Annotated in this window: 22 protein-coding genes and 2 tRNA genes; 20 read left to right on the top strand and 4 right to left on the bottom strand. The window is 56.6% G+C overall.

The annotated features are described in order from the left end of the window. Positions 1–64 precede the first annotated feature (64 nt). Positions 65–505, bottom strand: a complete 441-nt coding sequence (locus FEZ62_RS06755) for a DUF1043 family protein (protein ID WP_172927215.1) — start codon at positions 503–505, stop codon at positions 65–67. Positions 506–644: 139 nt separating this feature from the next. On the opposite strand from FEZ62_RS06755, the gene FEZ62_RS06760 reads away from it, so the two are divergent. From FEZ62_RS06760 to zapE, 3 genes are all read left to right on the top strand, one after another. Next, entirely contained in the window at positions 645–1,274 is a 630-nt protein-coding gene (locus FEZ62_RS06760; protein WP_172927216.1) for an alpha/beta fold hydrolase, read from the top strand. A 30-nt stretch (positions 1,275–1,304) separates the two neighbouring features. Further along, positions 1,305–2,648 (top strand): tryptophan--tRNA ligase, encoded by a 1,344-nt coding sequence (locus FEZ62_RS06765; RefSeq protein WP_172927217.1) that lies wholly within the window; start codon positions 1,305–1,307, stop codon positions 2,646–2,648. A gap of 209 nt (positions 2,649–2,857) precedes the next feature. Then, the gene (gene zapE, locus FEZ62_RS06770; RefSeq protein WP_172927218.1) at positions 2,858–3,952 is read left to right on the top strand and encodes a cell division protein ZapE; all 1,095 of its coding nucleotides are present in this window, start codon (positions 2,858–2,860) and stop codon (positions 3,950–3,952) included. 78 nt (positions 3,953–4,030) lie between these two features. Here zapE and FEZ62_RS06775 read toward each other — a convergent pair whose 3' ends face one another. Next, complete coding sequence (locus FEZ62_RS06775; protein ID WP_069897995.1) at positions 4,031–5,035, bottom strand: GlxA family transcriptional regulator; 1,005 nt, start codon at positions 5,033–5,035, stop codon at positions 4,031–4,033. Positions 5,036–5,206: 171 nt separating this feature from the next. On the opposite strand from FEZ62_RS06775, the gene FEZ62_RS06780 reads away from it, so the two are divergent. Next, positions 5,207–6,352, top strand: a complete 1,146-nt coding sequence (locus FEZ62_RS06780) for an acyl-CoA dehydrogenase family protein (protein WP_172927219.1) — start codon at positions 5,207–5,209, stop codon at positions 6,350–6,352. A 792-nt stretch (positions 6,353–7,144) separates the two neighbouring features. Here the strand turns inward: FEZ62_RS06780 and recN are convergent. Beyond that, on the bottom strand, positions 7,145–8,818 hold the full coding sequence (gene recN, locus FEZ62_RS06785) for a DNA repair protein RecN (protein ID WP_172927220.1): 1,674 nt from the start codon (positions 8,816–8,818) through the stop codon (positions 7,145–7,147). Positions 8,819–9,012: 194 nt separating this feature from the next. Here recN and grpE point away from each other — a divergent pair, with 194 nt between their 5' ends. The 8 genes from grpE (at position 9,013) to FEZ62_RS06825 (ending at position 19,465) form a co-directional block, all read left to right on the top strand. Further along, complete coding sequence (gene grpE, locus FEZ62_RS06790) at positions 9,013–9,582, top strand: nucleotide exchange factor GrpE (RefSeq protein WP_172927221.1); 570 nt, start codon at positions 9,013–9,015, stop codon at positions 9,580–9,582. 100 nt (positions 9,583–9,682) lie between these two features. After that, positions 9,683–11,599: a molecular chaperone DnaK gene (gene dnaK, locus FEZ62_RS06795; protein ID WP_069897991.1), complete on the top strand. Its 1,917-nt coding sequence runs from the start codon at positions 9,683–9,685 to the stop codon at positions 11,597–11,599. A 205-nt stretch (positions 11,600–11,804) separates the two neighbouring features. Then, positions 11,805–12,947, top strand: a complete 1,143-nt coding sequence (gene dnaJ / locus FEZ62_RS06800; RefSeq protein WP_069897990.1) for a molecular chaperone DnaJ — start codon at positions 11,805–11,807, stop codon at positions 12,945–12,947. A gap of 204 nt (positions 12,948–13,151) precedes the next feature. Beyond that, positions 13,152–13,955 (top strand): 4-hydroxy-tetrahydrodipicolinate reductase, encoded by an 804-nt coding sequence (gene dapB / locus FEZ62_RS06805; RefSeq protein WP_172927222.1) that lies wholly within the window; start codon positions 13,152–13,154, stop codon positions 13,953–13,955. A 207-nt stretch (positions 13,956–14,162) separates the two neighbouring features. After that, entirely contained in the window at positions 14,163–15,311 is a 1,149-nt protein-coding gene (carA, locus tag FEZ62_RS06810; RefSeq protein WP_069897988.1) for a glutamine-hydrolyzing carbamoyl-phosphate synthase small subunit, read from the top strand. Between the two features lie 38 nt (positions 15,312–15,349). Beyond that, positions 15,350–18,571 (top strand): carbamoyl-phosphate synthase large subunit, encoded by a 3,222-nt coding sequence (gene carB / locus FEZ62_RS06815; RefSeq protein ID WP_172927223.1) that lies wholly within the window; start codon positions 15,350–15,352, stop codon positions 18,569–18,571. Beyond that, positions 18,568–19,044, top strand: a complete 477-nt coding sequence (gene greA, locus FEZ62_RS06820; RefSeq protein ID WP_069897986.1) for a transcription elongation factor GreA — start codon at positions 18,568–18,570, stop codon at positions 19,042–19,044. Before carB ends, greA begins: the two co-directional genes overlap by 4 nt. A gap of 10 nt (positions 19,045–19,054) precedes the next feature. Continuing rightward, positions 19,055–19,465, top strand: a complete 411-nt coding sequence (locus tag FEZ62_RS06825; protein ID WP_090509819.1) for a DUF4149 domain-containing protein — start codon at positions 19,055–19,057, stop codon at positions 19,463–19,465. Positions 19,466–19,507: 42 nt separating this feature from the next. Here the strand turns inward: FEZ62_RS06825 and yhbY are convergent, their stop codons facing one another. Then, a complete protein-coding gene (gene yhbY / locus FEZ62_RS06830) occupies positions 19,508–19,819 on the bottom strand; it encodes a ribosome assembly RNA-binding protein YhbY (protein ID WP_090509752.1) in 312 nt (103 codons plus the stop codon). 115 nt (positions 19,820–19,934) lie between these two features. Here yhbY and rlmE point away from each other — a divergent pair, with 115 nt between their 5' ends. The 8 genes from rlmE (at position 19,935) to FEZ62_RS06870 (ending at position 26,374) form a co-directional block, all read left to right on the top strand. After that, positions 19,935–20,567: a 23S rRNA (uridine(2552)-2'-O)-methyltransferase RlmE gene (gene rlmE / locus FEZ62_RS06835; RefSeq protein WP_069897983.1), complete on the top strand. Its 633-nt coding sequence runs from the start codon at positions 19,935–19,937 to the stop codon at positions 20,565–20,567. Between the two features lie 194 nt (positions 20,568–20,761). Next, on the top strand, positions 20,762–22,678 hold the full coding sequence (ftsH, locus tag FEZ62_RS06840) for an ATP-dependent zinc metalloprotease FtsH (protein WP_069897982.1): 1,917 nt from the start codon (positions 20,762–20,764) through the stop codon (positions 22,676–22,678). An 8-nt stretch (positions 22,679–22,686) separates the two neighbouring features. Beyond that, the gene (gene folP, locus FEZ62_RS06845; protein WP_172927224.1) at positions 22,687–23,544 is read left to right on the top strand and encodes a dihydropteroate synthase; all 858 of its coding nucleotides are present in this window, start codon (positions 22,687–22,689) and stop codon (positions 23,542–23,544) included. 12 nt (positions 23,545–23,556) lie between these two features. After that, positions 23,557–24,894, top strand: coding sequence for a phosphoglucosamine mutase (gene glmM, locus FEZ62_RS06850; protein ID WP_069897980.1), 1,338 nt, complete (start codon positions 23,557–23,559; stop codon positions 24,892–24,894). Positions 24,895–24,959: 65 nt separating this feature from the next. Continuing rightward, positions 24,960–25,715 (top strand): triose-phosphate isomerase, encoded by a 756-nt coding sequence (gene tpiA / locus FEZ62_RS06855; protein ID WP_172927225.1) that lies wholly within the window; start codon positions 24,960–24,962, stop codon positions 25,713–25,715. Positions 25,716–25,718: 3 nt separating this feature from the next. Beyond that, a complete protein-coding gene (gene secG / locus FEZ62_RS06860) occupies positions 25,719–26,102 on the top strand; it encodes a preprotein translocase subunit SecG (RefSeq protein ID WP_172927226.1) in 384 nt (127 codons plus the stop codon). Between the two features lie 12 nt (positions 26,103–26,114). After that, a tRNA-Leu gene (locus tag FEZ62_RS06865) sits at positions 26,115–26,200 on the top strand. A gap of 97 nt (positions 26,201–26,297) precedes the next feature. Further along, positions 26,298–26,374, top strand: a tRNA-Met gene (locus FEZ62_RS06870). The last annotated feature ends 79 nt before the right edge of the window (positions 26,375–26,453 follow it).

Raw genomic sequence — 26,453 nt, forward strand, 5'->3', positions numbered from 1 at the left:
AAAAAACCCGCATTCAAATGAGTGCGGGTTTTTTATTGTCTGGTATTTATTGACCAGTGTGCGCTTAACGTTTGCTTTTAAGGCCGTAATTCTCGTCGAGCATGCCCGGTACGTCTGCGCCTTTTGGCGCGTAGTCTTTAGGCATCTCATTGTCGCGTGGCGGCGTCAGGCGTTCACGACGCTCGTTGCCTTCACCTGAGTGCAGTGCCGCCAACAAACTCTGCCGGGTCACGTCATCCAGCGCCAGGCGTTGCGCGCCTTCGGCCAGATGCTGTTCAACATCTTCATAGCTCTGGGTCAGTTTCTTGACCAGGCTGCTGGTGGTTCTGAAGTGGCTGACGACCTCACTCTGGTAGGCGTCAAATTTGTCCTGCATGTCGTCCAGCTGACGCTGTGTGCGGCTTGGGGCTGCATTCGGTGCCAGGCGGGCAATCAGAAAACCGATAGCAATACCTGCTACCAGTGCGAGGGCTGGTAACAGCCAGTCGGTTAGCGTCTGTTCCACGAGTCCTTCCTCTCTATACGGCTTTGCATTACGTTAACGGCTCGAACCTGCGCTGTATACTGCTTTGCATTGCCGATGAGTGCAGTGCAGGTTGTCTTTCTAGACGAGTCTATCGAGTTATTGGTCACGGAGCGTAGCGTTGCTTAGTCGAGAAACCCCTTTGTTTATAAACGGCCCGTGCGGTCAATTGGAAGCTTTATCGCTCACAGTAGCTGATGCGCGAGGCATTGCGTTGATCTGCCATCCGAATCCGGTGCAGGGCGGTACAATGCTCAACAAGGTTGTTTCGACCTTGCAGCGCACAGCGCGTGATCAGGGCTTGCATACCTTGCGCTTCAATTATCGCGGAACCGGCGCAAGTGCCGGCAGCCACGACATGGCGTTCGGTGAGGTCGATGATGCCGAAGCAGCCCTCAACTGGCTGCGTGAACAGCATCCGCAATTACCCATCACGCTTATGGGATTCTCTTTTGGCGGTTTTGTTGCAGCCGCACTGGCAGGCCGACTGGAAGAGCAGGGCGTAGAGCTGGCGAACTTGTTCATGGTTGCGCCTGCCGTCAATCGCCTGAGCGCCGATACGCCGCTGTCCACGCGCTGCCCGATGACCATTATTCAGCCAGAAACCGATGAAGTGATCCCGCCTGAAGTGGTTTATCAGTGGTCGGCTGCGCTTGAACGTCCCCATGAGTTGCTGAAAGTGGCAGAATGCGGTCACTTTTTCCATGGCAAGCTGACCGATCTCAAGGATCTGTTGCTGCCACGTCTTTGAATCCGTATGCAGTCTGACAAGCGATAAGCCATGACCACACGTATCCTTACTGGCATCACCACCACCGGCACTCCGCACCTGGGCAACTATGCGGGCGCGATTCGTCCGGCCATTGTTGCCAGCCGCAGTGACAACTTCGACTCGTTCTATTTTCTGGCGGACTACCACGCGCTGATCAAATGTGATGATCCGGCGCGTATTCAGCGTTCGCGTCTGGAAATCGCCGCTACCTGGCTGGCGTGTGGTCTGGACGTTAACCGGGCGACCTTTTATCGCCAGTCCGACATCCCGGAGATCCCCGAACTGTGCTGGTTGCTGACGTGCGTGGCGGGCAAGGGCTTGCTCAATCGTGCTCACGCCTACAAGGCCTCGGTCGACAAGAATGTGGAGAACGGTGAAGACCCGGATGCCGGTATCACCATGGGCCTGTTCAGCTATCCGGTGCTGATGGCCGCCGATATTCTGATGTTCAACGCGCAGAAGGTTCCGGTCGGTCGCGACCAGATCCAGCACGTTGAAATGGCCCGTGACATTGCTCAGCGCTTCAATCATCTGTTTGGTCAGGGCAAGGAACTGTTCGCCCTGCCAGAAGCGGTGATTGAAGAGGATGTCGCCACATTGCCAGGCCTCGATGGCCGCAAGATGTCGAAGAGCTACGACAACACCATTCCATTGTTCGGTACCGCCAAGCAACTGAAAGACGCCGTAGCGCGGATTGTTACCGACTCCAAGCTGCCTGGCGAAGCCAAAGACCCAGACAACTCGCATCTGTTTACCTTGTATCAGGCGTTCTCGACGGCTGAACAACAGGCAGCTCTGCGCGCCGAGCTGCTCGACGGTCTGGCGTGGGGCGAAGCGAAGCAGCGTCTGTTCGAATTGCTCGACAATGAGCTGGGCGAAGCACGTGAGCGCTACAACGCGCTGATCAGCAAACCTGCCGATCTGGAAGACATTCTGCTCGACGGCGCGGCTAAAGCACGTAAAACCGCAACGCCGTTCCTGGGTGAGCTGCGTGAAGCGGTCGGCCTGCGCTCGTTCCGCAGCGCCGCAGTCGATACTCAGGCCGGTAAAAAGAAAGCGGCGAAAAGCGCGCGCTTTGTCAGCTTCCGTGATGAAGACGGCAGCTTCCGTTTCCGTTTGCTGGATGCGGCAGGCGAGCAGCTGTTGTTGTCAGTCGCTTTTGCCGACGGCAAGTCTGCCGGCATGGTCAACAAGCGTTTGCAGTCGGGTGATGAGTTGGATGTTCGCCAGCACAACAGTGGTTTTGCCGTGTGGCTGGATGATGCCGCCGTTGCGCACAGCCCGGACTTTGCCGATAGCGCCAGCTGTGAGTCGGCTATTGCGCGCCTGCGCGAAGCGCTGCAAGGCGAGTAAAGGCAACCTTTACTGCACCGCACGCTGGCTGATGCGCCAGCGTGCGGGCCTGCTCCCGGTGATGTGCCGTAGCGCCTGATTTTGCGCGGCTTAACGGCCCATACGGGAAGATTTCAGCGTTCACACCACCGCTAGACAGATAGCCGATTGCCATTCCATGCGTTCGTCGCTAAAGTTACGCCCCTATTTTTGTTACCCAGCTAACGAATATGACTCCGCTAGAACGCTATCAAGCCGATCTTAAACGCCCTGACTTCTTCCATGACGCCGCGCAGGAATTGGCTGTTCGTCACTTGCAGCGCCTGTATGACGATCTGGTCGCTGACTCGAAGAGCAAGCCGGGCATGTTCGGCAAGCTGTTTGGCAAGAAGCAGGCCGCGCCGGTTAAAGGTCTGTACTTCTGGGGTGGCGTTGGCCGGGGTAAGACTTATCTGGTCGATACTTTCTTCGATTCGCTGCCGTTCGAGCGCAAGGTGCGCACCCACTTCCACCGCTTCATGAAGCGCGTGCACGAAGAGATGCGTACCCTCAAAGGCGAGAAGAACCCGCTGACCATCATTGGCAAGCGTTTCGCCGATGAAGCGCAAGTCATCTGCTTTGACGAGTTCTTTGTTTCCGACATTACCGACGCAATGATTCTGGCGACCTTGCTCGAAGAGTTGTTCAAGAACGGTGTGTGTCTGGTGGCAACGTCAAACATCGTGCCTGACGGCTTGTATAAAGATGGTTTGCAGCGCGCGCGTTTCCTGCCTGCGATTGCGTTGCTCAAGCAGCACACCGATATCGTCAACGTCGACAGTGGCGTCGATTATCGCCTGCGCGCGTTGGAGCAGGCCGAGTTGTTCCATTGGCCGCTGGATGCCGAAGCAGAGGCCAGCTTGCACCGTAGCTTCAGCAGCTTGCTGCCGGATTGCACGCATGCAGTCGAAGGCGAAGCGATCATGATCGAGAATCGCGAAATCAAGGCGGTTCGGGTCTGTGAAGACGTTGCCTGGTTCGAGTTCCGTGAATTGTGCGATGGCCCGCGCAGCCAGAATGACTACATTGAACTGGGTAAGATCTTCCACGCGGTGTTGCTGGCTAACGTCGAGCAGATGGGCGTGGCCAAAGACGACATGGCGCGGCGTTTTATCAACCTGGTTGATGAATTTTACGACCGCAACGTCAAGCTGATCATCTCGGCCGAAGTTGAACTGAAAGACCTGTACACCGGCGGTCGTTTGACCTTTGAGTTCCAGCGCACCCTGAGTCGTTTGCTGGAGATGCAGTCGCACGAGTTCCTGGCGCGGGCGCACAAGCCTTAAGCTGTTCGCGATTGCTGAAAAGGCTGCCAATGGCAGCCTTTTTTATTGTTCAGCGGATGGTCTTTGCAGTGGCTGCGATTATGCTGGTCCGTCCTTGTGCTGAAACTGGCGACGGTACTGGTTAGGCGACAACTCGGTGTGCTGGCGGAACAAGCGCGCAAAAAAGCTCGCATCGTCATAGCCGACTTCGTAGCTGATGGTTTTGATGCTCTTGCGCGTGGCGCTGAGCAGACCCTTGGCCGTTTCAATACGCAGGCGCTGTAGATAGTGCAGTGGCTTGTCGCCAGTGGCGCCCTGAAACCGGCGCATGAAATTACGAATACTCATGCCATGCTCACGGGCAACATCCTCGAAGCGAAACTTCTCGGCAAAGTGCTCCTCAAGCCACTGCTGAATTTGCAGGATGATGACATCGTGATGCTGTTTCTGCCCGCCAAAGCCGATACGGCCAGGGCTGTAACTGCGCTGCAGTTCGAACAGAATGTCGCGGGCAACGCCTTGGGCGACGCTGGGGCCGCAGAAGCGCTCAATCAGGTAGATGTAAAGGTCGCTCGCTGAGGTGACGCCGCCTGCGCAAAACAGGTTATCGGCATCGGACAGGTGCTTGTCCTGATTGAGCAGCACTTTCGGGAAGCGCTGCTTGAATTCGCTGAAAAAACGCCAGTAAGTGGTTGCTTCCTTACCGTCCAGCAAGCCGGCTTCAGCCATCCAGAATACGCCGGTGGCTTCACCGCAGATCAGGCTGCCTTTGGCATGTTGCTGGCGCAGCCAGTCGAGAATCTGTGGATAGCGCTTTTTCAGCGCATCAAAATCATCCCAGAAAGCCGGCAGAATGATGAGTTCGGCATCACCCAAGCCTGCTTCACTGGTGATCATCACATTGCTGAAACTTTTCACCGGCTGTGCGTCCGGTGAGACCAGCGAGATCTCGAACGCGGCGGTGAAACCCAGGCCGAGTTGCTTGCCGTAGCGCAAGCTGGCCATGTGGAAAAAATCCTTGGCTTGCATCAGGGTCGAGGCAAAAACGCCTTCGGTTGCCAGAATGCAGACTCGTTTTAGCGGTGTAGTCTGGATCAAACTCATGGTTTTTATTCTTGGTGTTTGGCGCAGGGCGCGTGAAGCACTTCTCTGGGGTAAAGTGGTCAGAGTGCGGCTGGATCGTCCTATTTTTTGGCGCATGTGTCCAGTGCGTTAGCCTCAGCTCTAGCCTACAGTCGCTGCCTGTTTTGTTTTTTCTTCCATTCAACGGTCAAGGTGATAGCGATGATTCCAAGAACAATTTTTAGCTCAGACCACGAATTATTCCGCGATAGCGTTCGCAAATTCCTTGAGCAGGACGCCGTGCCTTTCCATGCTCAGTGGGAGAAAGACGGCTTCATTGATCGCGCCCTGTGGAACAAGGCGGGCGAGGCGGGCATGCTTTGCTCGCATATTCCGGAAGAATACGGCGGCATCGGCGCCGATTTTCTCTACAGCACGGTGGTGATCGAGGAAATCGGTAAGCTGGGACTGACCGGCATCGGCTTTTCCCTGCACTCGGATATCGTTGCGCCGTACATCCTGCATTACGGCTCCGAGGCGCTTAAGCAGAAGTACCTGCCAAAAATGGTAACGGGTGAAATGGTCACCGCCATTGCCATGACCGAGCCAGGCGCGGGTTCGGATTTGCAGGGCGTTAAAACCACCGCGGTGCTGGATGGCGATGACTACATCATCAACGGCTCGAAGACCTTCATCACCAACGGCTACTTGGCAGATCTGGTGATTGTGGTCGCCAAGACCGACCCGAAAGCAGGCGCTAAAGGCACCAGTCTGTTTTTGGTCGAGGCCAACACCCCCGGGTTTACCAAGGGGCAGCGTCTGGAAAAGGTCGGCATGAAGGCGCAAGACACCTCCGAGCTGTTTTTCCAGGATGTGCGTGTACCGAAAGAGAATTTGCTGGGGCAGGCCGGTATGGGCTTCGCCTACCTGATGCAGGAGTTGCCGCAAGAGCGCCTGACCGTTGGTATTGGTGCAATCGCCTCGGCGCAGGCTGCACTCGGCTGGACGCTAGAATACACGCGTGACCGCAAGGCATTCGGCAAGGCAATCTCTGACTTCCAGAACACCCGCTTCAAGCTTGCTGAAATGGCAACCGAGATTCAGGTCGGGCAGGTGTTTGTCGATCGCTGTCTGGAATTGCACCTCAACGGCAAGCTCGATGTGCCAACCGCCGCGATGCTGAAATACTGGGGCACCGATTTGCAGTGCAAGGTGCTTGATGAGTGCGTGCAGCTGCACGGCGGCTACGGCTTCATGTGGGAATACCCAGTCGCCCGCGCTTGGGCGGATGCACGCGTGCAGCGCATCTACGCCGGCACCAATGAAATCATGAAAGAGATCATCGCCCGCTCGTTGTAACCCGTTCGCGGCCCGGCTTGAAATTGCCATGACGGAAACCCTTTGGGGGTTCCATCCTCCGGTTGGCGCAGCAGGCATAAGTCGGAGGTTGGAATCCGCGCAGCGGCTTCCGACATGGCGGCCTAATGATCGTGCGCGGTTCGGTTGTGCGCCTCCAAACCGCGCAATCGCCAGCGCCCATGCTGGCGCAACAACCGGTTCGCGGTCCGGCTTGATATCGCCATGACGGAAACCCCGTTGGGGGTTCCATCCTCCGATGGTGCGACAGGCATAAGTTGGAGGTTGGAATCCGCGCAGCGGCTTCCGACATGGCGGTCTAATGATCGTGCGCGGTTCGGTTTTTCAGCTCCAAACCGCGCAATCGACGGCGCCAATGCTGGCGGAACTGCCGGTTCGCGGTCCGGCTTGAAATTGCCATGACGGAAACCCCGTTGGGGGTTCCATCCTCCGTTTGGCGCAGCAGGCATAAGTCGGAGGTTCACCGGTTGGTGCGACAGGCATAGGCTGGAGGTTGGAATCCGTGAAGCGGCTTCCGACATGACGGCGTAATGATCGTGCGCGGTTTGGTTGTTCAGCCTCAGGCCGCGCAATCGACGGCGCCAATGCTGGCGGAACTGCCGGTTCGCGGTCCGGCTTGAAATTGCCATGACGGAAACCCCGTTGGGGGTTCCATCCTCCGTTTGGCGCAGCAGGCATAAGTCGGAGGTTCGCCGGTTGGTGCGACAGGCATGAGTTGGAGGTTGGAATCCGCGCAGCGGCTTCCGACATGACGGCCTATCGGTCGTGCGCGGTTTACGCTTGTGCGCTGCTTACCATCTGTCTTGCGTGTGCCAGCGACTCTTCGGTGAGGTCGACACCGCCGAGCATGCGGGCGATTTCTTCTACTCGCTGGGCTTCACTCAGGTTACTTACGGCGGTGCGCGTGGCGTCGCTGCCGCGTGCCTTGTGTACGAATAAATGGTGATGGCCCTGCGCCGCAACCTGGGGCAAGTGGGTCACTGTTAACACTTGGCCGCGTTCGCCCAGGCGGCGCAGCAGTTGCCCGACCACTTCGGCCGTCGGGCCGCCAATGCCCACGTCTACTTCGTCAAATACCAGTGTTGGCACGCGCGATGTTTGCGCGGTAATCACCTGAATCGCCAGGCTGATCCGCGACAGTTCACCGCCTGAGGCTACTTTGGCTAACGCCTTCATCGGCTGGCCGGGGTTGGCGCTTACCAGAAACTCGACGTGCTCCATGCCGTTTGGATGGGGTTCATCCAGCTGATTGGCTTGCAGGGTGATGCTGAATCGCCCTCCTGGCATACCTAACGTTTGCATCTCCGCTTCTGCCGCGACTGCCAGCTTATTGGCCGACTCCGCCCGGCGATTGCTCAGCTCCAGCGCCTTTTCCTGATAGTGACGCTCATACGAGGCCAGCTCTTCGGTCAGGCGCTCAACAGCCTGATCATCGGCATTCAGGCTTTCGAGTTCTTCAAATAGTTGCTGTTGCAGGGCTTCAAGTTCCTGCGGCTGAGTGCGGTGCTTACGTGCCAGTGTGTAGATGGCATCGAGGCGTTCTTCGAGTATTTGCAGGCGCTCGGGGTCTGCGTCGAAGTGGTCGAGGAAGCGATTAAGCTCACCGACGGCTTCTTCCACCTGAATCTGCGCGCTGCCAAGCATGTTGGCGGCTTCAGTCAGTGCGCCGGGTTGGCCTTTGAAGTTGCCCAGGCGATTGAGACTGGCGGTGAGTGCAGACAGCACGTTGCCAGAGTCGCTCTCGCTGCAAAAGTCGATTACCTGACGGCAGGCGCTGAGCAGGCTCTCGGCATTGGTCAGGTTCTTATGTTCCTGCTCGAGCTGTTCCAGTTCGTTTTGGCCAAGCCCCAGGTTGTCGAGCTCTTCGAGCTGATAGCTGAGCAGTTGGTGACGCGCACGTTGTTCGTCGCCGATGTTGGCGATGCGGGTCAGTTCACTGCGGGTTTGCTTCCAGCGTTGCGCGGCCAGTTGCACCTGACGCGCCAGATCCTGGCAGCCGGCGAACTCGTCGAGCAGACGGCGATGGGTTTCGGCCTTGAGCAGGGATTGGTGTTCATGCTGGCTGTGGATATCAATCAACAATTCGCCAAGGGCTTTTAAGTCCCCGAGCGGGCAGGGCGTGCCGTTAATGTAGCCGCGCGAGCGCCCTTCGGCGGTTATTACACGGCGCAAAATGCACGGGCCGTCCTGTTGCAGGTCACGCTCCGCCAGCCAGGCCTTGGCCTCGCTGATGTCGCTGATGTCGAAGCTGGCGAGAATGTCCGCTTTGTCTGCGCCGGGGCGCACCACACCGCTGTCTGCACGATCGCCCAGCGTCAGGCCCAGCGCGTCGAGCATGATCGACTTGCCCGCGCCGGTTTCGCCGCTGATGACGCTCATGCCGCCGTCCAGCTCAAGATCAAGATGCTCAACGATTGCGTAGTTATGTACGGACAGGTGCACCAGCATGGCGTGGCCTCCCAGAAATTAGGTCTGGTTATTTATACAGTAGTTTATTTGTGCCTTGCAATTACCTTGGGATGAGATTGTGTGCAGTTGGTCGTTTGCGCGTATTCAGGCCTTGAAGTCGCACAAATAGCCCCCATATAGACGGCAGACGCGTGAGTTATCGACACCACGCCAGTTATTGACAGGAGGAACGCATGGCTGACGAACAGACCCTGAATACGCAAGATCTCGAGGAACAAGTAGCGCCGGACGCTGCCTCGGGTGATGACCTGGCTGCTCGCGTAGAAGCGCTGGAAGAGCAGTTGGCCGCTGCGCAGGATCAATCGCTGCGCGTAGCTGCTGATTTACAAAACGTGCGTCGCCGCGCCGATCAGGATGTCGAGAAGGCGCACAAGTTTGCCCTGGAAAAATTCGCCAACGACCTGCTGCCCGTAGTGGATAGCCTGGAGCGTGGCCTTGAGATGACCAGCGCCGAAGATGAAGCGATCAAAGCGGTTCGTGAAGGCATGCAACTGACCCTCAAGCTGTTCCAGGACACGTTGGCGCGTTACCAGTTGGTTGCTGTCGACCCGCAAGGCGAGCCATTCAACCCTGAGCATCATCAGGCAATGGCCATGCAGGAAAGCAGCCTGGTCGAGCCGAACAGCGTGTTGCAAGTTTTTCAGAAGGGTTACCTGTTGCACGGTCGCCTGCTGCGCCCGGCCATGGTCGTGGTCAGCAAGGCACCGGCACCGGCTTCACCTTCTATTGATGAGCAGGCTTGAAATATTTCCTCAAGCCCCCATTTAACAGTCAAGCGTATTAGAGCTACCGCTGCTGAGCTAGAACCAGCGGCGGAATAATCAAAGTTTCGGGAGAGCAAACATGGGTAAAATTATCGGTATTGACCTGGGGACTACCAACTCCTGCGTCTCCGTTCTTGAAAACGGTAAAGCCAAAGTTATCGAAAACGCCGAAGGCGCACGTACCACGCCATCGATCATTGCTTATGCAAATGACGGTGAGATCCTGGTAGGTCAATCGGCCAAGCGTCAAGCTGTGACCAATCCGCACAACACCCTGTACGCGGTTAAGCGTCTGATCGGTCGTCGCTTCGAAGAAGAAGTGGTTCAGAAAGACATCCAGATGGTGCCGTACAAAATTGTCAAAGCTGACAATGCGGACGCCTGGGTTGAAGTAAACGGCCAGAAAATGGCTCCGCCACAGATCTCGGCTGAAATCTTGAAAAAGATGAAGAAAACGGCCGAAGACTATCTGGGCGAAGCGGTCACTGAAGCGGTGATCACTGTTCCTGCGTACTTCAACGACAGCCAGCGTCAGGCGACTAAAGACGCCGGCCGTATTGCGGGTCTGGACGTTAAGCGCATCATCAACGAGCCAACCGCAGCTGCTCTGGCTTACGGTATGGACAAGGCCAAGGGCGACCACACTGTCATCGTTTATGACCTGGGTGGCGGTACGTTCGACGTTTCGGTTATCGAAATTGCTGAAGTTGATGGCGAGCACCAGTTTGAAGTGTTGGCAACCAACGGTGACACCTTCCTCGGCGGTGAAGACTTTGACATTCGTCTGATCGACTACCTCGTCGACGAATTCAAGAAAGAAACCGGCATGAACCTCAAAGGTGATCCGCTGGCAATGCAGCGTCTGAAAGAAGCTGCTGAGAAAGCCAAGATCGAGCTGTCTTCGAGCCAGCAGACTGACGTTAACCTGCCGTACATCACTGCAGATGCGTCCGGTCCTAAGCACTTGAACGTGAAAATTTCGCGCTCGAAGCTCGAAGCACTGGTTGAAGACCTGGTTCAGCGCACCATCGAACCTTGCCGCATCGCGTTGAAAGACGCCGGTGTTGATGTGAGCTCGATCAACGACGTGATTCTGGTCGGTGGCCAGACTCGTATGCCGCTGGTGCAGAAGCTGGTAACCGATTTCTTCGGCAAAGAAGCCCGTAAAGACGTTAACCCGGACGAAGCTGTTGCCATGGGCGCGGCCATTCAGGGTGCGGTGTTGGCTGGTGACGTTAAAGACGTACTGTTGCTCGACGTATCGCCTCTGACTCTGGGTATCGAAACCATGGGCGGCGTGATGACTGCGCTGATCGAGAAGAACACCACGATTCCGACCAAGAAGTCGCAAGTGTTCTCGACCGCTGACGACAACCAGAATGCCGTGACTATTCACGTGCTGCAGGGCGAGCGTAAGCAAGCTTCGCAGAACAAGTCGCTGGGTAAGTTCGATCTGGCTGAGATTCCGCCAGCTCCGCGTGGTGTTCCGCAGATCGAAGTGACCTTCGACATCGATGCTAACGGCATCCTGCACGTAGGCGCTAAAGACAAGGCCACTGGCAAGACTCAGTCCATCGTGATCAAGGCCAACTCGGGTCTGTCCGATGAAGAGATCGAGCAAATGGTTCGTGATGCCGAGGCTAACGCTGAGGAAGATCGCAAGTTCGAAGAGCTGGCAACTGCTCGCAACCAAGGTGATCAGCTGGTTCACGCCAGCCGCAAAATGGTCACCGAGGCAGGCGATAAGGTGACTGAAGAAGAGAAAACTGCAATCGAAGCCGCGGTCTCTGCACTTGAAGTTGCCGTTAAGGGCGATAGCAAGGAAGAAATCGAAGCGAAGATGGCTGCACTCTCCGAGGTGACTGCACCGCTGGCGCAGAAAATGTACGCCGAGCAGCCGCAGCCGGGTGCTGAGGCTCAGCCAGAAAACAACGACAAAGGCGCTGCCGATGACGTTGTTGATGCTGAGTTCGAAGAGGTTAAAGACAACAAGTAAGCGCACGCTTGCTAAGCACGCCCAGCGTATGCTCGCCGGGCGTGCAAGGCTCCAGCCGGTTGTGGTGCTAGCTAGAATCGGTATGATCCGTCGCGCGGGGGCTTGCTCCCGCGTTGGCGTGTCTGGAGAGGATGATTTGCAAGGCGTTAATCAGTGACGCGGGTGCGATGACTTTTTAACGAATTGTTCGAGGTCTTGAGGATTTATGTCTAAACGTGACTATTACGAGGTGCTGGGTGTCGAGCGCGGCGCTAGCGATGCGGAGCTGAAAAAGGCTTACCGGCGCCTGGCGATGAAGCATCACCCGGACCGTAATCCTGACGATAAAGTTTCGGAAGAGAAGTTCAAAGAGGCCAACGAGGCCTACGAAGTTCTGTCCGATGCCAGCAAGCGCAGCGCCTATGATCAATACGGCCATGCCGGTGTAGATCCAAGCATGGGCGGCGCCGGTGCGGGTGGCGCAGGTTTCGGTGGCGCTAACTTCTCCGATATTTTCGGTGACGTATTCAGCGACTTCTTCGGCGGTGCTGCCGGTGGCGGCGGTCGCGGTCGTGGCGGTGCACAGCGCGGCAGTGATCTGCGCTACACACTTGAACTGGATCTGGAAGAGGCCGTTCGCGGCACAACCGTGACCATACGTGTGCCGACACTGGTCAACTGTAAGCCGTGCGACGGTACGGGCGCCAAGAAAGGCTCCGCGCCGGTTACCTGTACCACCTGTGGCGGTATCGGCCAGGTGCGTATGCAGCAGGGCTTCTTCTCGGTGCAGCAAACCTGCCCGCGTTGCCACGGCAACGGCAAGATGATTACTGATCCGTGCACCAGCTGCCACGGTCAGGGTCGTGTTGAAGAGCACAAAACCTTGTCGGTGAAAGTGCCGGCGGGTGTTGATACCGGTGATCGCATTCGTCTTAGCGGCGAAGGTGAAGCCGGCGCAATGGGCGGCCCGGCAGGTGATCTGTACGTGGTAGTGAATGTGCGTGAGCACGCGATCTTCCAGCGTGACGGCAAGCATCTGTATTGCGAAGTGCCAATCAGCTTTGCTGATGCCGCGCTGGGTGGCGAGCTTGAAGTGCCGACCCTCGATGGTCGGGTCAAGTTGAAGATCCCGGAAGGCACGCAAACCGGTAAGTTGTTCCGTTTGCGTGGCAAAGGTGTTGCGCCGGTGCGTGGTGGCGGTGCGGGTGACTTGATGTGCCGTGTGGCTGTCGAGACGCCGGTTAAGCTGGATCGTCGTCAGCGTGAGCTGCTTGAAGAGTTCCGTCAGTCGTTGGCCGGTGACAGTTCTCACTCGCCCAAGGCCAATGGCTGGTTCGAAGGCGTGAAGCGCTTCTTCGGCGACCTGTGAGGAATGCGCTGACAAGTTGCGATTGAGCGCTTGCAGTGTTGAATGAGCTGCTTGATGTGCAGGCCCGCTGATGCGGGTTGCACGTTAAGCGGCTTGTTTTATTTTAGCCCCGGCCATCACGCTGTTTATGGGTTATAAAGTGCGCAGGTTGGGTGGGTTATGCGCGCCGCCTGGGCATAGGTTTTCAGTTTGGAGTTGTTTGATATGCAACGTATTGCTGTGATGGGCGCCGCTGGGCGCATGGGTAAAACCCTGATCGAGGCTGTTCAGCAGGCTCAAGGCGTAACGCTGAGCGCTGCGGTGGATCGTCCGGACAGCAGTCTGGTTGGTGCTGATGTTGGTGAGTTGGCGGCGCTGGGCAAGATTGGCGTGCAGCTGTCGGGCGACTTGAGCAGTGTGCTCAATGACTTCGATGTGCTGATTGATTTCTCTCATCCGACCGTGACCCTGAAAAATCTCGAAATCTGCCGTCAGGCAGGCAAGGCGATGGTAATTGGCACCACCGGATTCAGCGTTGAAGAGAAGCAGCTGCTCAGCGATGCGGGCAAGCAAATCCCGATCGTGTTCGCGGCCAATTTCAGCGTTGGCGTCAATCTGTGCCTGAAATTGCTCGACACCGCGGCGCGCGTGCTGGGTGATGATGTGGACATTGAAATCATCGAAGCTCACCACCGTCACAAGGTCGATGCGCCGTCCGGCACTGCCGTGCGTATGGGCGAGGTTGTGGCTAATGCCTTGGGTCGTGATCTGCAAAAGGTCGCGGTTTATGGTCGTGAAGGGCAGACCGGAGCGCGTGAACGCGAAACCATCGGTTTTGCCACTGTGCGCGCCGGTGATGTGGTCGGTGATCACACTGTGCTGTTTGCTGCCGACGGCGAGCGCGTGGAAATTACTCACAAAGCATCGAGCCGCATGACCTTTGCCAAAGGTGCCGTTCGTGCAGCTTCCTGGCTGCAGGGTCAGCCGGCAAAACTGTATGACATGCAGGACGTGCTTGAGTTGAATTGAGCCACTCGATCAGTGGTGTGTAGTCGATGAATTTTTAGCTTAAGTTGGGTGGACCAAAAAGCGCTTTTCCTGTAAGCTTTTCGCTTTAGTGTGTCCACTAAAAGTTACGCAGAATGAATTCATATAAAAAGCGGGATGACGGTTCACACGTCATCCCGCTTTTTTACAATCTGCGTTTGCTTCAAGCTTAGATCTTCGGAGGTTTTCTTGAGTAAGCCAGCCTATAAACCTGCCATTTTGGCTTTAGCTGATGGCAGTATTTTTCGCGGCGAGGCAATCGGTGCCGACGGCCATACCATTGGCGAGGTAGTTTTCAACACTGCCATGACCGGCTATCAGGAAATCCTTACCGATCCTTCCTATGCCCAGCAAATCGTAACCCTGACCTATCCGCACATCGGCAATACCGGCACCACGCCGGAAGATGCCGAGTCTGATCGTGTTTGGGCGGCTGGTTTGATCATTCGTGACCTGCCGCTGATCGCCAGTAACTGGCGCAGCAAGCAATCACTGCCAGAGTATCTGGTCGAGAATGGCACTGTTGCCATCGCGGGTATCGATACCCGTCGCCTGACCCGCATTCTGCGTGAGAAAGGCTCGCAAAATGGCTGCATCCTCGCCGGTGAAGATGCCACCGAAGAAAAAGCCCTTGAGCTTGCGCGCAGCTTCCCTGGCCTGAAAGGCATGGATCTGGCCAAAGTCGTCAGCTGCACCGAGCAGTACGAATGGCGCTCGACGGTCTGGGACCTGAAAACCGACAGCCACGCTGAAGTGCCAGCCAGTGAGTTGCCGTACCACGTAGTCGCTTATGATTACGGCGTTAAGTGGAACATCCTGCGCATGCTGGTTGCCCGCGGCTGCCGCCTGACTGTCGTGCCAGCGCAAACGCCTGCGAGCGACGTGCTGGCGCTGAATCCGGATGGTGTGTTCCTGTCCAACGGTCCAGGCGATCCTGAGCCATGCGACTACGCAATCACGGCAATCAAAGACGTGCTGGAAACCGACGTACCGGTGTTCGGTATTTGTCTGGGTCACCAGCTGCTGGCGCTGGCCTCCGGTGCCAAAACCCTGAAAATGGGTCACGGCCACCACGGTGCCAACCACCCGGTACAAGACCTCGATTCGGGCGTGGTGATGATCACCAGCCAGAACCACGGTTTCGCGGTGGAAGAGAGCAGCCTGCCGGACAATGTCCGCGCCATTCACAAGTCACTGTTTGATGGCACTCTGCAAGGCATCGAGCGTACCGATAAAGTCGCGTTCAGCTTCCAGGGTCACCCTGAAGCGAGCCCGGGCCCGCACGACGTCGCGCCGCTGTTTGACCGCTTCATCGAAGCCATGGCCAAACGCCGCTAAGCCTGCTGACTGTGACCAACGGATTCGAGTGAGTAAAAATGCCAAAACGTACAGATATTAAAAGCATCCTGATCCTCGGCGCCGGCCCGATTGTTATCGGCCAGGCGTGCGAGTTCGATTACTCCGGTGCTCAGGCGTGTAAAGCGCTTAAAGAAGAAGGTTTCCGGGTCATCCTGGTTAACTCCAACCCCGCCACCATCATGACCGACCCGAGCATGGCTGACGCCACGTACATCGAGCCGATCAAGTGGGCGACCGTTGCCAAGATCATCGAGAAAGAGCGTCCAGACGCGCTGCTGCCAACCATGGGCGGTCAGACTGCACTGAACTGCGCACTCGATCTTGAGAAGCACGGTGTGCTCGAGAAGTTCGGCGTTGAGATGATCGGTGCTAACGCCGATACCATCGACAAGGCTGAAGACCGCTCGCGCTTCGACAAGGCGATGAAAGACATCGGCTTGGCGTGCCCGGTATCCGGCATCGCGCACAGCATGGAAGAGTCTTACGCGGTTCTCGAAAAAGTCGGTTTCCCGTGCATCATTCGTCCGTCCTTCACCATGGGCGGCACCGGTGGCGGTATCGCCTACAACCGTGAAGAGTTCGAAGAGATCTGCGCGCGTGGTCTTGACCTGTCGCCAACTCGCGAACTGCTGATCGACGAATCGCTGATCGGCTGGAAAGAGTACGAGATGGAGGTTGTCCGCGATAAGAAGGACAACTGCATCATCGTCTGCACCATCGAAAACTTCGACCCGATGGGCGTGCACACCGGTGACTCGATCACCGTTGCGCCGGCACAGACCCTGACCGATAAAGAGTTCCAGATTCTGCGTAACGCGTCGCTGGCTGTTCTGCGTGAAATCGGCGTGGAAACTGGCGGCTCCAACGTGCAGTTCGGTATCTGCCCGAACACCGGCCGTATGGTTGTGATCGAGATGAACCCGCGTGTATCGCGTTCCTCGGCACTGGCCTCGAAAGCCACCGGCTTCCCGATTGCCAAGATCGCGGCCAAGCTGGCTGTGGGTTACACCCTGGATGAGCTGTCCAACGACATCACCGGCGGCCGCACGCCGGCGTCCTTCGAGCCGGCCATCGACTACGTTGTGACCAAGATCCCGCGTTTTGCTTTCGAGAAGTTCCCGAAAGCCGACGCCCGCCTGACCACCCAGATGAAGTCTGTTGGTGAAGTCATGGCTATCGGTCGCACCTTCCAGGAATCCCTGCAGAAAGCCCTGCGCGGTCTGGAAGTGGGCGTTTCGGGCTTCGATCCGAAACTCGACCTGAAAGATCCGGAGCTTGAAGGCACGCTCAAGCGCGAGCTGACAGTTCCAGGCGCAGACCGCATCTGGTACATCGCCGATGCATTCCGTGCGGGCAAGACTGTTGAAGAAGTATTCGCGCTGACCAACGTTGATGAGTGGTTCCTGGTGCAGATCGAAGATCTGATCAAGGACGAAGAGCTGATCAAGACTCAGGGCCTGACCAACATCGACCGCGATGTAATGTTCAAGCTCAAGCGCAAAGGTTTCTCCGACTCGCGTCTGGCCAAGCTTTTGGGTGTGACCGAGAAGAACCTGCGCAGCCATCGTCACAAGCTGAAGGTGCTGCCGGTCTACAAGCGCGTTGATACCTGTGCGGCCGAGTTCGCCACCGACACCGCTTACATGTACTCGACCTACGAGGAAGAGTGCGAAGCGAATCCGTCGACTCGCGACAAGATCATGATTCTCGGCGGTGGCCCGAACCGTATTGGTCAGGGCATCGAGTTCGACTACTGCTGCGTACACGCGGCACTGGCGATGCGTGAAGACGGTTACGAGACCATCATGGTCAACTGCAACCCGGAAACCGTATCGACCGACTACGACACCTCTGATCGCCTGTACTTCGAGCCAGTCACCCTGGAAGACGTGCTGGAAATCGTCCGTGTCGAGCAGCCGAAAGGCGTTATCGTCCAGTACGGCGGCCAGACGCCGTTGAAGCTGTGTCGTGCGCTGGAAGAAGCTGGCGTGCCGATTATCGGTACCAGCCCGGATGCAATCGACCGCGCTGAAGACCGTGAGCGTTTCCAGCAAATGGTTGAGCGCCTGAACCTGCGTCAGCCGCCTAACGCCACTGCGCGCAGCGAAGACGAAGCGTTTGCAGCGTCCAAGGCCATCGGTTATCCGCTGGTGGTGCGTCCGTCCTACGTATTGGGCGGCCGTGCGATGGAAATCGTTTATCAGGAAGACGAACTGCGCCGCTACATGCGCGAAGCGGTTCAGGTCTCGAACGACAGCCCTGTGTTGCTCGATCACTTCCTTAACTGTGCAATCGAAGTCGATATCGACGCGGTCTGCGACGGTGAGCAAGTGGTGATCGGCGCAATCATGCAGCACATCGAACAAGCCGGTGTTCACTCTGGTGACTCGGCGTGCTCGCTGCCACCGTATTCGCTGCCTGCGCACATCCAGGACGAAATCCGTGATCAGGTCAAGAAAATGGCCCTTGAACTCGGCGTTATCGGCTTGATGAACGTGCAGATGGCTGTGCAGGGTGAGGACATCTTCGTCATCGAAGTGAACCCGCGTGCATCGCGTACCGTGCCGTTCGTGTCCAAGTGCATCGGCGAGTCGCTGGCCAAAGTGGCGGCCCGTGTAATGGCTGGCAAGACCCTGGCAGAGATTGGTTTCACCACAGAAATCATCCCGCCGTTCTACAGCGTCAAAGAAGCGGTGTTCCCGTTCGCCAAATTCCCGGGCGTTGACCCGATTCTCGGCCCAGAGATGAAGTCCACTGGTGAAGTGATGGGCGTGGGCGACAGCTTCGGCGAAGCCTTCGGCAAAGCTCAGCTGGGCGCCAGTGAAATCCTGCCGAACTCCGGTTGCGCTTTCATCAGCGTGCGCGATGACGACAAGCCGCAAGCGGCTGACGTGGCGCGTGACCTGATCGAGCTGGGCTTCGAAGTTGTGGCAACGGCTGGCACGGCTAAAGTGATCGAGGCGGCTGGCCTGAAAGTTCGTCGCGTCAACAAGGTGACCGAGGGTCGTCCGCACGTTGTCGATATGATCAAGAATGACGAAGTCACGCTGATCATCAATACCACCGAAGGGCGTCAGTCGATTGCTGACTCCTATTCGATCCGTCGTAACGCTCTGCAACACCGGATCTGCTGCACAACCACCCTCGCGGCGGGCGCAGCTATCTGTGAGGCGCTGAAGTTTGGTCCAGAGAAGACCGTGCGCCGCTTGCAGGATCTCCATGCAGGAATCAAGGCATGACCAAATACCCAATGACCGTCCAGGGCGCTCGCGCCCTGGAAGAAGAACATCTACACCTGACCAAGGTGGTGCGTCCGAAGCTGAGCCAGGACATCGGCACCGCCCGCGAACTGGGTGACCTCAAGGAAAACGCTGAATACCATGCAGCGCGTGAGCAGCAGGGTATGGTCGAGGCGCGCATCCGTGACATCGAAGGGCGTTTGCAGAACGCTCAGATCATCGACGTTACGGCGATCCCGCACACCGGCAAGGTTATCTTTGGCACTACGGTTGAAATCGCCAACTGCGAAACGGATGAGTCAGTGACTTACCAGATCGTGGGTGACGACGAAGCTGACATCAAACAGCGTAAAATCTCGGTCAATTCGCCTATCGCCCGCGCCCTGATCGGCAAGGAAGAAGGTGATGTGGTCGCCGTTAAAACGCCAAGCGGCCTGGTTGAGTACGAGATTGTCGAAGTTCGTCACATCTAAGCCCAAGTCGCTGACGGCGGGCTCAATCAGCTGGCTGCTGGCCCAGACGTTCTGGGTTGGCGGCCTCTGGTTGCTGCAGTTTGTGTTGTTGCCGGCCATGAGTCATTCCGGCCTGGCATCCATGCTGGTCAGCGATATGTCGGCTGTGCTGGCGCCGTTGCTGGTCGGTCTGGCTGCTTGCTGTGTCTTCTTGCAACTGCTGGTGCTGGTAAGCGCAGAAGGGTTGCGGAGTATGTGGCAGGACATGCGCGGGCAGTTGCTGCTCGCGGTGTTGGGCTTGGCAGCGAGTTATTTGCTGGCTGATCAATTATGGTCAGACCCGCGTCGCTGGCAGTTATTCAGCTATCTGGTGATGGCACTGTGCGGTTTGCTGCTGGTTTTGCAGCCCGTGCCGGTGTCGGCCAAACGTAAGCCGATTTGAGATTATTTGTGGGCGGCAATGCGCGCCCACAAATATCAACACTCAACCGTTATGACGGCTGATGTTGGAAAGGTTTTTATTAGCTTTAGGGTTTTTGCGGTAGATCAGCGCCATTTTGCCGATGATTTGCACCAGTTCGGCGTTGCCGGCTTTGCACAATTCTTCGATCGCGGCGATGCGATCTTCGCGTTCGGTGATGCGCAGCTGAACTTTGATAAGCTCGTGATCGCTCAAAGCGCGTTCAAGTTCGGCCAGAACGCCCTCGGTCAATCCATTGTCTGCCACAATCAATACCGGTTTCAGGTGGTGGCCAATAGATTTGTATTGTTTCTTCTGCTCTTGAGTGAGCGGCATAATCTGACCCCTACGTCTGATCTGGTAAAAAATATGGCGCCCAGTTTACCCGAGCGCTCCGTAACTCGCCCAGATATTCACTGTTCACATTTTTTAATATTGATAGAGGTGCCACGTGGCCCGTTCCAAAACAAGCCTGCGTTGGCTTAAAGAACACTTCGACGATCCTTACGTAAAGATGGCGCAGAAGGACGGTTACCGTTCGCGTGCCAGCTACAAGCTGCTCGAAGTGCAGGAAAAAGACCGGATTTTACGTCCCGGCATGACCGTGGTTGACCTCGGCGCCGCGCCGGGCGGTTGGTCGCAGGTGACCAGCCGGGTGATTGGCGACAAAGGTACGCTGATCGCCTCGGACATTCTGGAGATGGACAGCATCCCGGATGTGACCTTCATTCAGGGCGACTTCACTGAAGATGAAGTGTTCGCGCAGATCCTCGAGGCCATCGGTAATAATCCGGTAGACCTTGTGATTTCCGATATGGCCCCCAATATGAGTGGTGTAAGGACAGCGGATCAGGCGCGTGCGATGTATCTGTGCGAGCTGGCGCTGGATCTGGCCAGTCGGGTGCTTAAGCCCGGCGGTGATTTCCTGATCAAGATTTTCCAGGGCGAAGGCTTCGATGTTTATCACAAGCAAGCCCGGGAAATGTTCGAGAAGGTACAGATGCGCAAGCCATTGTCGTCTCGTGATCGCTCGCGAGAGCAGTATTTGCTGGCGCGGGGCTTCCGTGGAAGCCGCGAGCAGTAGTGCAACCTTGGTCTAAATTGCGGGTCAATATTCATTGTGTGCTTGAATAAAGTTTGCTGATAGTAAATAAAGGGTTACAGACCGCGTCTGCCAGTATTGGGCGTTGTGTAGTAAGTTAGATCGGTTAGAAAACTGGTCGTCATGCGAAGCATGCGTCGACAGGGGCTGCTTCAGAGGGTAGGTAATTGAACGACATGGCAAAGAATCTGATCCTGTGGCTGATCATCGCTGCTGTTCTTGTGACAGTGATGAACAATTTCTCCAGTCCGAGCGAGTCAAACAAGCTCAACTACTCGGAGTTCATTCAGCAGGTTCAAGAGGGTGAAGTTAAGCGAGTCACGGTTGATGGCTACATCATCAGCGGTGTGCGTACTGACGGCTCGTCTTTTGAGACTGTGCGTCCTGCGATTGCTGACAACGGTCTGATCAAAGACCTGATCGACAACAAGGTCGACATTGTTGGTAAGCAGCCGGAGCAACAAAGCATCTGGACCCAACTGTTGGTCGCCAGCTTCCCGATCCTGGTGATTATTGCCGTGTTCATGTTCTTCATGCGGCAGATGCAGGGCGGTGCCGGCGGTAAGGGCGGGCCGATGAGCTTTGGTAAAAGCAAGGCTCGGTTGTTGTCCGAAGACCAGGTTAAAACCACTTTTGCTGACGTCGCCGGCTGCGACGAGGCCAAAGAGGAAGTAAGTGAACTGGTGGAGTTCCTGCGTGATCCGGGCAAGTTCCAGCGCCTGGGTGGCCGTATTCCTCGCGGTGTGCTGATGGTCGGCTCGCCGGGTACCGGTAAAACCTTGCTGGCCAAGGCGGTAGCGGGCGAAGCCAAAGTACCTTTCTTCACTATTTCCGGTTCGGACTTCGTCGAAATGTTCGTCGGTGTCGGTGCTTCGCGTGTTCGTGACATGTTCGAGCAGGCCAAAAAGCATGCGCCTTGCATCATCTTCATCGACGAGATCGACGCTGTCGGTCGTCATCGTGGTGCGGGCATGGGCGGTGGTCACGATGAGCGTGAACAGACCCTGAACCAGTTGCTGGTCGAAATGGATGGTTTTGAGGCGAATGACGGCATCATCGTTATTGCTGCCACCAACCGTCCAGACGTGCTCGACCCTGCATTGCTGCGTCCCGGCCGCTTCGACCGTCAGGTTGTGGTTGGCTTGCCGGATATTCGCGGTCGTGAGCAGATTCTGAAAGTGCACATGCGCAAAGTGCCAATGGGCGACAACGTTGATGCAGCGGTTATTGCTCGCGGTACGCCTGGCTTCTCCGGTGCTGATTTGGCCAACCTGGTCAACGAAGCGTCGCTGTTCGCCGCACGTTCGGGCAAGCGCACAGTTGAAATGAAAGAGTTTGAGCTGGCCAAAGACAAGATCATGATGGGCGCTGAGCGCAAAACCATGGTTATGTCCGAGAAAGAAAAGCTCAACACGGCTTATCACGAAGCGGGCCATGCGATTGTCGGTAATCTGGTTCCTGAGCATGACCCGGTTTACAAAGTGTCGATCATCCCGCGCGGTCGTGCGCTGGGTGTGACCATGTTCCTGCCGGAAGAAGATCGCTACTCGCTGAGCAAGCGTGCGCTGATCAGCCAGATTTGTTCATTGTTCGGTGGCCGTATTGCCGAAGAGATGACCCTTGGCTTCGATGGTGTAACCACTGGCGCTTCCAACGACATCATGCGTGCGACTCAATTGGCGCGAAACATGGTGACCAAGTGGGGCTTGTCTGAAAAGCTCGGCCCGCTGATGTATGCGGAAGAAGACGGCGAAGTTTTCCTCGGTCGCAGCATGGGCAGCCAGAGCAGCAACGTCTCGGGCGATACCGCCAAGATGATCGACCTGGAAATCCGTAGCATCATTGATGAGTGTTACGACACAGCCAAGCGTCTGCTGGTCGAGAATCGCGACAAGCTCGAAGCAATGGCTGAAGCGTTGATGAAGTACGAAACTATCGACGCGGATCAGATCAAGGACATCATGAGTGGTAACGCCGTGCGCGAACCCCGTGATTGGACGGGTGGCGGTGGCGGCAATGCTGCGCCGATAACCCCTGAAGACAAACCGGATGCGCCTGAAAAGCCTATTGGTGGCCCGGCTGCTGAAGTTTAAGGTCTGAGATGATCGAGCAACATCCCTTCAACCGGCTGCCCTGTGGCAGCCGGTTTCTTGATTTAAGCCGTCCGCAAGTGATGGGCATTCTCAACGTAACCCCGGACTCCTTCTCTGATGGCGGTCGTTTCACGGCGCGCGATGCAGCGTTGCGTCACGCCGGGCAAATGGTCGCGGCAGGCGCAGGTCTGATCGACATTGGCGGCGAATCAACGCGGCCGGGGGCGCTTGTCGTACCTGTGCAGGAAGAGCTTGATCGGGTTATCCCGGTGGTCGAGGCTATCGCTGCCGAGCTCGATGTGATCATTTCGCTGGACACCTCAACCCCTGAAGTCATGCTGGAAGGCGCTGCCAAGGGGGCAGGATTGATCAATGATGTGCGTTCGCTAACCCGCGAAGGCGCACTGCAGGCGGCGGCAAAGTCGGGGTTAGCGGTTTGCCTTATGCATATGCGTGGCGAGCCCACGACCATGCAGCAAAATCCGCAGTACCCGGACATCCTGGCTGAGGTGCATGATTTTTTGCTTGAGCGCATGGCGCGCTGTGAGGAAGTCGGGATCGGTGCTGACAAGTTGATTCTTGATCCGGGCTTTGGTTTCGCCAAAACCCTTGAGCACAATTTGAGCTTGTTCAAGCGCATGCCTGCGCTGCTCGAGTTGGGCAGACCTCTGCTGGTAGGTGTTTCGCGTAAAAGTATGATTGGTAAGGTGCTCGGCCATGAAGTGGATGAGCGGCTTTACGGCAGTTTGGGTCTGGCTGCGTTAGCGCTGACCAAGGGTGCGCACATCCTGCGGGTGCATGATGTGGCTGAAACAGTTGATGTGGTTCGAATGATCACTGCGGTAGAAGCCGCTGATCAGGCATAAGGATACGATGCGATGAGCAGAAAATATTTTGGTACTGATGGTATTCGTGGTCATGTTGGCCAGTTTCCGATTACCCCTGATTTTATGCTCAAGCTCGGCTGGGCAGCGGGCATGGCGTTCCGCAAACAAGGCAAATGCCAGGTTCTGATTGGCAAGGACACGCGCATCTCGGGTTACATGTTCGAGTCTGCGCTCGAAGCTGGCTTGTCGGCAGCGGGGGCAGATGTGCTTTTGCTCGGGCCGATGCCGACCCCAGCCATTGCTTATCTGACGCGTACCTTTCACGCCGAGGCAGGTATTGTTATCAGCGCTTCGCATAACCCGCATGGCGATAACGGCATCAAGTTCTTCTCGGGGCAGGGCAGCAAGCTGCCGGATGAAATCGAGCAATTGATTGAAGAGTTGCTGGATGCACCGATGACGGTTGTTGATTCGGCCGAGCTGGGCAAGGTTTCGCGCATCAATGATGCGGCAGGTCGCTACATCGAGTTCTGCAAAAGCAGTGTGCCATCGAGCACCGACTTTGATGGCCTGAAAATTGTACTGGATTGCGCGCATGGTGCGGCCTACAAGGTCGCGCCGAGTGTGTTCCGCGAGCTCGGCGCTGAAGTTTCGGTGTTGGCGGCTGAGCCTAACGGTCTGAATATCAATGACGGTTGTGGCTCGACGCACATGGAATCGCTGCAGGCCGCTGTAGTTGAGCGCAAAGCCGATTTGGGTATCGCCTTTGATGGTGACGCCGATCGGGTGCTGATGGTCGATCACACGGGCGCTGTGGTTGATGGTGACGAGCTGTTGTACATCATCGCGCGTGATTTGCAGGCGCGCGGCAAACTGGAAGGTGGCGTTGTCGGCACGCTGATGAGCAACCTCGGCTTGGAGTTGGCATTGGCCGAATTGAATATTCCATTCAAGCGGGCCAAGGTCGGTGACCGTTATGTATTGGCTGATCTGGCCAGTAACCAATGGCAGCTCGGCGGTGAGAACTCTGGCCACCTGGTGTGTTTGCAGCATACGACTACCGGCGATGCAATTATTGCGGCGTTGCAAGTGTTGATGGCCTTGAGTCGTCGCGGTGAGACGCTGGCGCAGGCGCGCAGCACCATGCGCAAGTGTCCTCAGGTGCTGGTCAATGTGCGATTTGCCGGCGGCAGCGATCCGCTGGAGCACGCTGATGTCATCGCGGCGAGTGAGCGTGTGACCAAGCTGATGGCGGGTCGTGGCCGGGTTTTGTTGCGCAAATCAGGCACTGAACCACTGGTTCGGGTAATGGTTGAAGGTGAGGAAGAATCTGCTGTTCGCGCCTATGCCAATGAATTAGCTAAAATTGTTACGCAAGTATGTGCGTAATTCGGCTTGCCAGCTGTCCTGCTCTTGGGTAATATCTGCGCCCACTCTGACCGACGAGGTAAAGCATGCGTCGCCCAATGGTAGCTGGTAACTGGAAAATGCACGGTACCCGCGCCAGTGTCGCAGAGCTGATCAAGGGTCTTCGCCAGCTAGCGCTGGCGCCTGGAGTGGATGTAGCAGTATTTCCACCTTGCTTGTATATCAGTCAAGTCATTGAAGGTCTTGCTGGTAAGTCGATGGCAGTCGGTGCGCAGAATTGCGCAATCGAGCCATTCCAAGGTGCGCTGACTGGCGAGATTGCTGCCAGTCAGTTGCAGGATGCAGGTTGCTCGCTGGTTCTGGTTGGGCATTCCGAGCGTCGTATGCTGCTAGGTGAGAATGACGGAGCGGTTGCGCGTAAGTTTGCGGCGGCTCAGTCATGTGGCTTGACTCCCGTGTTGTGTGTAGGGGAAACCCAGGCGCAGCGTGAGGCAGGCAAAACCCTCGAGGTGGTTGGTCGTCAGTTGGACGGCGTGATCGAGTCTCTGGGTGTAGGAGTTTTTGCGCGGGCAATTATCGCCTATGAGCCTGTTTGGGCGATTGGGACTGGATTGACCGCCTCGCCGGCAGAAGCACAAACGGTGCATGCGGCAATACGTGCGCAGCTGGCGGCTGAGAATGCCGATGTAGCGCGCGGTGTAAGAATTTTGTACGGCGGCAGTGTCAAGGCCGCCAGTGCTGCTGAGTTGTTCAGCATGCAGGATATCGATGGGGGGCTTGTTGGTGGAGCCTCTCTGAATGCAGATGAGTTCGGTGCGATCTGTCGCGCCGCAGGAAACTGAATAATGCTGGAAACAGTCGTAGTAGTTCTTCATCTGCTGGGTGCAATCGGTGTTGTAGTGCTGGTTCTATTGCAGCAGGGTAAGGGTGCCGATGCTGGCGCGTCTTTTGGTTCGGGTGCATCTGCTACCGTATTCGGTAGTCAAGGTTCCTCTACCTTTTTGAGTCGCGTTACTGCTATACTCGCCACCGCTTTTTTCGTCACTAGCTTGGGCTTAGGCTACTTTGCTAATGAGAAAGCTCAGGTTATCAGCCAGGCTGGCTTGCCAGACCCAGCGGTACTTGAGCAGCAACAAAAAACGGTTGTCGAAGACGTACCGGTGCTCGAAGAGCAAAAGCCAGCAGTTGATGCTGCAGGCGATGTACCTCAAGCTCCAGAGCAGCAGTAAAGCGTAAAAAATGCCGAGGTGGTGGAATTGGTAGACACGCTACCTTGAGGTGGTAGTGGCCATAGGCTGTAGGGGTTCGAGTCCCCTCCTCGGTACCAATTTTCAGGAAAGCCCGCTACATGCGGGCTTTCTTGTTGCTGGAGTGTAGATTGACCTGCAAGGTGGTTCGGTCGTATACTTCGGCCCCAGCTTTGACGCGGGATGGAGCAGTCTGGTAGCTCGTCGGGCTCATAACCCGAAGGTCGTTGGTTCAAATCCAGCTCCCGCAACCAGTAGTAGCTGAGCCCCTTTTCAAGGGGCTTTTTGCTAGCTGAGAGACAGATTTATCCAGCAGCTGAAGCTGGTTCATGG

This window comes from Pseudomonas sp. MS19, assembly GCF_013277615.1.
GTDB lineage: Bacteria > Pseudomonadota > Gammaproteobacteria > Pseudomonadales > Pseudomonadaceae > Aquipseudomonas > Aquipseudomonas marincola.